The organism is Mesorhizobium sp. M7A.F.Ca.MR.362.00.0.0, from assembly GCF_004023175.1.
Classification (GTDB): Bacteria; Pseudomonadota; Alphaproteobacteria; order Rhizobiales; family Rhizobiaceae; genus Mesorhizobium.
In genome coordinates this window covers 1-7,297 of sequence record NZ_RZTF01000249.1, presented here as the reverse complement: position 1 = coordinate 7,297, position 7,297 = coordinate 1, and the positions used below count along the sequence as shown (strand labels likewise).

Genomic DNA, 7,297 nt, shown 5'->3' with positions numbered 1-7,297 from the left:
GCAACGCCGATCTCCGGCCCGGCGAGCGTCGGCAGCACGACATCGGATTCGCGCGCCATGGTCGATTCGCGCACATTGACGATCGCGCCGATCTTCATGCCGGCCTTGCGGCAATAACGCAGCGAGGCCAGCGTGTCGGCAGTCTCACCGGACTGCGAAATGAAGAACGCCGCGTCGTTCTTCGACAATGGCATTTCGCGGTAACGGAATTCGGAGGCGACATCGATGTCGACGGGCAGGCGCGCGTAGCGCTCGAACCAGTATTTGCCGATCAGGCCGGCAAGATAGGCGGTACCGCAGGCCGAAATCGCCAGCCGGTTGATCTCTGCGAAATTGAACGGCAGATCCAGCGGCTTGGAGACGCCGCCGACAAAATCGAGATAATTCGCCAAGGTATGCGAGATCACTTCGGGCTGCTCATGGATCTCCTTCTCCATGAAATGGCGGCGATTGCCCTTATCGACCATGAAGCTGGTCGACAGCGACTGCTGGCGCTTGCGGTCGACCTTTGTGCCGTCGATGTCGAAGATGGTAACGCCGTCGCGGCGCACCACCGCCCAGTCGCCATCTTCGAGATAGGTGATCGAATTGGTGAACGGTGCGAGCGCGATGGCGTCGGAGCCCAAAAACATCTCGCCATCGCCATGGCCGACAGCCAAAGGCGGACCATTGCGCGCGCCGACGATCAGGTCCTCGTCGCCCTTGAACATGATGGCCAGCGCGAAAGCGCCTTCCAGCCGCTTCAGCGCCTGGTGCGCGGCCTCGACCGGCTTCAGCCCTTTGGCGAGTTCGCGCGCCACCAGATGGGCGACGACCTCGGTGTCGGTCTGCGAGGAGAAAGAATAGCCATCGCGGATCAGTTCTTCGCGCAATTCGGCGAAATTCTCGATGATGCCGTTGTGGACGATGGCAACGCCGTCGGAAAAATGCGGATGCGCATTGGTCTCGTTGGGCACGCCGTGTGTCGCCCAGCGCGTGTGACCGATGCCGATCGTACCATCGAGCGGCTCGTCCTTGAGCCGGCGCTCGAGGTTGATCAGCTTGCCTTCGGCGCGGCGGCGAGCAAGCTGGCCGTGCTCGATGGTGGCGACGCCGGCCGAGTCATAGCCGCGATATTCCAACCGCTTCAGCGCATCGACAATGAGCGGCGCAACCTGCGAGTGGCCGACGATTCCAACGATACCGCACATGCAGACAGCCCCCGATTCCCCGTGGAAAACCAGCGCTATTTAGGGAGGGCCGGCCTGCCGCGAAAGTCACATTGCATTTCGTCCCGTGTAACGGAACGCTCATTCTTGTCGATGCACCATGACAGACCGCTCTTGCAATCCGGTTACTGCAATCGTTCGGTTTTTTGCGGGCTGGTCTTACTTTTTCTTCGCAGCCGCGGCCGAGGCAAAGCGTTCGCGCAATTCCTTGCCCTTGCCCGGGATCGTCTTCTGGCGAGCACGGCCGAAGGCCAGCGCATCGTCGGGCACGCTTTCCGTGATCACGCTGCCCGAGGCAATGTAGCCGCCCTTGCCGATGGTGACAGGCGCCACCAGCGACGAATTGGAGCCAATGAACGCGCCCTCGCCGATGTCCGTGAAGAATTTCGAATAGCCGTCATAATTGCAGGTGATGGTGCCAGCGCCGATATTGGCGCCCGCGCCGACGCGGGCATCGCCGATATAGGTCAAATGGTTGACCTTGGCGCCCTCTTCGATAACCGCCTGCTTGACCTCGCAGAAATTGCCGACCTTGGCCTTTTGCCGGAGATCCGCACCCGGCCGCAGCCGCGCGTACGGCCCGACATCGCAATTGGACGCAATGGTGGCGCCTTCGATGTGGCTGAAGGCATGTATCTTGGCGCCCGTCGCAATCTTCACGCCCGGACCGAACCAGACATTGGGCTCGACGATCGTGTCAGTGCCGATCTCGGTGTCGTGCGAGAAATACACCGTCTCCGGCGCGATCAGCGTCACGCCCGACAGCATCGCTTCATGCCGCCGGCGCGCCTGCCAGATGCCCTCGGCTTGCGCCAGTTCGGCGCGGTTGTTGATGCCGAGCGCGCTTTCGAAGCTGGCTTCGGTGGCGACGACATCGAGGCCTCGCGCGCCGGCGATCTCGACGATGTCGGTGAGGTAATACTCGCCCTTGGCGTTCTTGTTGCCGACCTGATCGAGCAGTTTCAGCGCGTGGGCACCGGCAACCGCCATCATCCCGGCATTGCAGAAGCCGATCTTCCTCTCCTCCTCGGAGCAATCCTTCTCCTCGCGAATGGCAATCAGCTTGCCGTCCTTCTCGATCAACCGGCCATAGCCGGCCGGACTGGGCGGACGGAAGCCGATCACCACGACGCCAGCACCTTCCGCCAGTTTCAGCCGCGCCACGGTGAGCGCATCCGCGTCGATCAACGGCGTATCGCCAAACATCACCAGGATATCGTCATAACCCTTTGATATCGCATCGCGCGCGGCCAACACGGCGTGCGCGGTGCCAAGGCGCTTTTCCTGCACGAATGTCTCGGCCTTCGGCGCGAATTTTGCCGCTGCCTTGCGCATCTCGTCCGCCCCGTGGCCGATGACCAGCGCCTGACTGCCGGCGCCGGCGGCTTCGGCTGCCTTCACCACATGGGCGACCATCGGCAACCCAGCGATCTGGTGCAGCACCTTCGGCAACACGCTCTTCATGCGCGTGCCTTCGCCGGCGGCGAGGATGACGGACAGGCAGGATCTCTGGCTCATGGAAGGGCAACCATATGAAAAGGGTTGGGAATCAAAGCATGCTAGCAGTGGCGCCATGCTGCACCAATGCGGTTAAATTCCGGTGAGGTGGGACGAGCAACTTACTTTTAATCAGTAGTTCAAACAGCCATTCGAACGCGGAAAATATGTTCGGCATCGGACGAAAAAGTTACCCCAGCCGTCCCAGCACCGGAAAATTCTCCAGCAACCAATACGATACCGCCTGCACGCCGCCGGTGAGGAAAAACACGCCGGCGACGACCAGCAGCGCACCGATCGCCTTTTCGACCCGGCCGAGATGGACGCGGAATCTGCCGAGGAAGCGCATGAAGGCGCCTGAAAACAGCGCTGCGATCAGGAACGGGATGCCCAGCCCGAGCGAATAGGCGGCGAGCAGCAGAGCGCCCTCGCCCACCGTTTCGCGGCCGCCGGCCAGCGTCAGGATCGGACCGAGCACCGGGCCGATGCAGGGCGTCCAGCCGAAGGCGAAGGCCAGCCCCATGACATAGGCCGCGACCGCACTTGCCGGCTTGCCCTGCGACTGGAAGCGCGCCTCGCGCGACAGCAGTGGGATGCGCAGGATGCCGAGGAAATTCAGGCCCATCAGGATGATCAGCACGCCGGCGCCCATCGCCAGCTGCTCCTGCCAGACCCGCAGAAGCCGGCCGATGGTCGAGGCGCCGGCGCCAAGCGCCACGAACACGGTCGAGAAACCGAGCACGAAGGCAATCGAGGAATAGAGCAGCGCACCGCGCGCGCCTTCCCTCGCCGTAGTTCCCGCATTGCCACGGAAATCGTCGACCGAAACGCCTGCCATATAGCAGAGATAGGGCGGCACCAGCGGCAGCACGCAAGGCGACAGGAACGAGATCGCTCCCGCTCCGACCGCGCTGACATAGCCGACGTCCAATGCCATTTCCAAGAACTCCAATGCCGTGCCGCCGATATAGCGATGCGGAGCCTTGTCCACCAATCACCATTGTGTTGGCAAGATCATGCTTGCCGGGGAAGAAACGGCAGCCCACGGGCGTTGATACAGCGAGGCCGCGATTTCCCGCGCGTCTCCGGATATCAGTCAGGGAGATTTCCATGAAAACCATAACCGCAGGGCTGGCAGCGCTTTTGCTCAGCACCGCCGCCTCCTTCGCCGCCGATGCGTGGAAGGAAGCCGAGGTCAATGGCACCAAGATCTACACCGACGCCAACGGCATGACGCTTTATACCTATGACAAGGACGAGATGGGCAAGACCAATTGCTACGACAAATGCGCCACCAACTGGCCGCCGCTGAAGGCCGAGGCCGACGCCAAGGCGGACGGCGAATGGAGCGTTGTCGACCGTACCGACGGCACCAAGATGTGGGCCTATGACGGCAAGCCGGTCTACACCTTCATCAAGGACAAGAAGCCCGGCGATGTGACCGGCGACGGCGTCGGCGAGGTCTGGCACATCGTCAAGGCCGACTAAGCACGCCAATCCCGCCTGCTGGCGGAACAAGGGCCGGTCGCCGAGCATCTCTATGCAGCCGGCGACCGGCATCAACCAGCCTGTTGTAATGTCGCCCGTCACAGTTCGGGGCTGCATTTCCTCGACTCGGTGGAAAAGTGAATCGGGTCGTTTCCGCTGACTCGGAACCGCCATCTCCCTTTCCCAAAATTCTGTGATTTTCTCCATACACTCTTAGAGTGTATTGCGGCGGACAGCCCTGCAATTTGGGCGCTTCCCCTTGACCGGATGCAAAAGCGCGGCCATGTGAGCGACAAAGTGAACGAGATTTCGTCGCGCGCAGCGGAATTCTTCTGCCGCACCACAGCTGATATGAGACCTCATGGACGTCGTCGTCGTCGAATCGCCGGCCAAGGCAAAGACAATCAACAAATACCTCGGCAAGAACTACAAGGTTCTGGCCTCGTTCGGCCATATCCGGGATTTGCCGGCCAAGGATGGCTCGGTGCGTCCGGATGAGGATTTCGCCATGTCCTGGGCGGTCGACACGGCCTCGGGCAAGCGGCTTGCCGACATCGCCAAGGCGGTCAAGGATGCCGACGGCCTGATCCTCGCCACCGATCCGGATCGCGAAGGCGAAGCCATTTCCTGGCACGTTCTTGAAGTGCTGAAGCAGAAGCGCGCGCTGAAGGACAAGCCGGTCAGCCGCGTCGTCTTCAACGCCATCACCAAATCGTCGGTGCTGGAGGCGATGGCCAATCCGCGCCAGATCGATGCGCCGCTGGTCGATGCCTATCTCGCCCGCCGGGCGCTGGATTATCTCGTCGGCTTCACGCTGTCGCCGGTGCTGTGGCGCAAGCTGCCGGGCGCCCGCTCGGCCGGCCGCGTCCAGTCGGTTGCGCTGCGCCTGGTCTGCGATCGCGAATCCGAGATCGAGCGCTTCATCCGCGAGGAATACTGGCAGATCGCTGCACTGCTGGGCACGCCGCGCAACGAGAATTTCGAAGCGCGGCTGACCGCCTTCGATCGCAAGAAGCTGCAAAAGCTCGACATTTCAAACAAGGCACAGGCCGACGACATCAAATCGATGCTTGATGGCGCAACCTTCAAGGCGGTGTCGGTGGAAGCCAAGCCGACCAAGCGCAATCCCGGCCCGCCCTTCACCACGTCGACGCTGCAGCAGGCCGCCTCATCGGGTCTCGGCTTCTCGGCCAGCCGCACCATGCAGGTGGCGCAACGCCTCTATGAAGGCATGGAGATCGGCGGCGAGACCACAGGTCTCATCACCTATATGCGAACCGACGGCGTGCAGATGGCACCCGAGGCGATCGACGCCGCACGCGACGCCATTGCCAAGGAATTCGGCGCAAAATACCTGCCGGAAAAGCCGCGCCAGTATACCGCCAAGGCCAAGAACGCCCAGGAAGCGCACGAAGCGATCCGCCCGACGGATTTCATGCGCACCCCGGCATCCGTCAGGCAATATCTCGATTCCGACCAGATGCGGCTCTATGAGCTGATCTGGAAGCGCGCCATCGCCAGCCAGATGCAGTCGGCCGAGATCGAGCGCACCACCGCCGAGATCGAAGCGGTCAACGGATCGCGCACCGCAGAGCTGCGTGCCATCGGTTCGGTCGTTCGGTTCGACGGTTTCATCGCCGCCTACACCGACCAGAAGGACGACGATGCGGAAGACGAGGAAAACCGCCGCCTGCCTGAAATCCGCGCCGGCGAGCAGCTAGCCCGCCAGGCGATCAATGCCACCCAGCACACCACCGAGCCGCCGCCGCGCTATTCCGAAGCTTCGCTGATCAAGAAGCTGGAAGAACTCGGCATCGGCCGGCCTTCTACCTATACGGCGATCCTGAAGACGCTCGAGGACCGTGACTACGTCACCATCGACAAGCGCCGGCTGGTGCCGCAGGCCAAGGGCCGGCTGCTGTCGGCCTTCCTCGAAAGCTTCTTCAAGCGCTATGTCGAGTACGACTTCACCGCGTCCCTCGAGGAAAAGCTCGACGAGATCTCGGACGGCAAGCTCGCCTGGAAGGACGTGCTGCGCGATTTCTGGAAGGATTTTTCCGGCGCCGTCGCCGACATCAAGGAACTGCGCGTCACCGACGTGCTCGACGCGCTCAATGAAGAACTGGCGCCGCTGGTGTTCCCGACGCGGGAGGACGGCTCCAATCCGCGCATCTGCCCGAAATGCGGCACCGGCAATCTGTCGCTGAAGCTTGGCAAGTTCGGCGCCTTTGTCGGCTGCTCCAACTATCCCGATTGCTCCTTCACCCGCCAGCTCGGCGATGCCGCCAATCCCAATGGCGAGAATGGCGGCGGCGAGGACGGCACCAAGGTGATCGGCAAGGATCCTTACACGTCAGAGGAAATCACGCTGCGCAGCGGTCGCTTCGGCCCCTATCTGCAGCGTGGCGACGGCAAGGAGGCCAAGCGTTCCAGCCTGCCCAAGGGCTGGACGGCCGAGTCGATCGACCACGAAAAGGCGCTGGCGCTGCTGTCGCTGCCGCGCGATGTCGGCCAGCATCCGGAAACCGCCAAGATGATCTCAGCCGGGCTTGGCCGCTACGGCCCATTCGTGCTGCATGACGGCACCTATGCCAATCTCGAAAGCATCGAGGACGTGTTCTCGATCGGCCTCAACCGCGCCGTATCGGTGATCGCCGAGAAGCAGCTGAAGGGCAAGGGCGGCCGCAATGGCGGTACTGCCGCAGCGCTGAAGGAGCTTGGCGACCATCCCGATGGCGGCGGCAAGATCGTCGTGCGCGACGGCAAATACGGGCCTTACGTGAATTTCGGCAAGGTCAATGCTACGCTGCCCAAGGGCAAGGATCCGCAGTCGGTGACGATCGAGGATGCGCTGGCATTGATTGCCGAGAAAGAGGCCAAGGGCGGCGGCGGCAAGAAGCCGTTCCGAAAGGCAGCCGCGGCCAAGGCCCCGGCGACAAAGAAAGTGGCAGCCAAGAAGCCGGCTGCGAAGAAGCCGGCCGCGAAGAAAAAAGGATAGGACAGCGTGGCGCGCAAGATCACCGGCAGAACCCACGGCGATCCGCGCACCGCCGACACCAGGGCCAAGGTCAAGGACGACTACCGGCCCTCGCGTGACGAAATCC

At 62.4% G+C, this 7,297-nt stretch carries 5 protein-coding genes; 2 read left to right on the top strand and 3 right to left on the bottom strand.

Annotated elements, in window-relative coordinates; genetic code table 11:
• From glmS to EOC06_RS25100, 3 genes are all read right to left on the bottom strand, one after another.
• Positions 1 to 1,190: glutamine--fructose-6-phosphate transaminase (isomerizing) (glmS, locus tag EOC06_RS25110; RefSeq protein WP_245470036.1), on the bottom strand; the 1,190-nt coding region annotated here is incomplete at its 3' end.
• Positions 1,191 to 1,367: 177 nt separating this feature from the next.
• Positions 1,368 to 2,726, bottom strand: a complete 1,359-nt coding sequence (glmU, locus tag EOC06_RS25105) for a bifunctional UDP-N-acetylglucosamine diphosphorylase/glucosamine-1-phosphate N-acetyltransferase GlmU (RefSeq protein ID WP_128309056.1) — start codon at positions 2,724 to 2,726, stop codon at positions 1,368 to 1,370.
• 169 nt (positions 2,727 to 2,895) lie between these two features.
• Entirely contained in the window at positions 2,896 to 3,642 is a 747-nt protein-coding gene (locus tag EOC06_RS25100; RefSeq protein ID WP_128309055.1) for a cytochrome c biogenesis CcdA family protein, read from the bottom strand.
• A 173-nt stretch (positions 3,643 to 3,815) separates the two neighbouring features.
• Between EOC06_RS25100 and EOC06_RS25095 the strand changes: the two genes are divergently transcribed.
• Positions 3,816 to 4,193 carry a hypothetical protein gene (locus EOC06_RS25095; RefSeq protein ID WP_128309054.1) on the top strand — a complete coding sequence of 126 codons (378 nt, stop codon included), beginning with the start codon at positions 3,816 to 3,818 and terminating at the stop codon, positions 4,191 to 4,193.
• 361 nt (positions 4,194 to 4,554) lie between these two features.
• A complete protein-coding gene (topA, locus tag EOC06_RS25090; RefSeq protein ID WP_128309053.1) occupies positions 4,555 to 7,191 on the top strand; it encodes a type I DNA topoisomerase in 2,637 nt (878 codons plus the stop codon).
• Positions 7,192 to 7,297 lie beyond the last annotated feature (106 nt).

Coding starts and splice junctions, on each gene's coding strand:
- EOC06_RS25100 (WP_128309055.1), bottom strand. CDS start 3,642: ATGGCATTGGACGTCGGCTATGTCAGCGCGGTCGGAGCGGGAGCGATC.
- glmU (WP_128309056.1), bottom strand. CDS start 2,726: ATGAGCCAGAGATCCTGCCTGTCCGTCATCCTCGCCGCCGGCGAAGGC.
- EOC06_RS25095 (WP_128309054.1), top strand. CDS start 3,816: ATGAAAACCATAACCGCAGGGCTGGCAGCGCTTTTGCTCAGCACCGCC.
- topA (WP_128309053.1), top strand. CDS start 4,555: ATGGACGTCGTCGTCGTCGAATCGCCGGCCAAGGCAAAGACAATCAAC.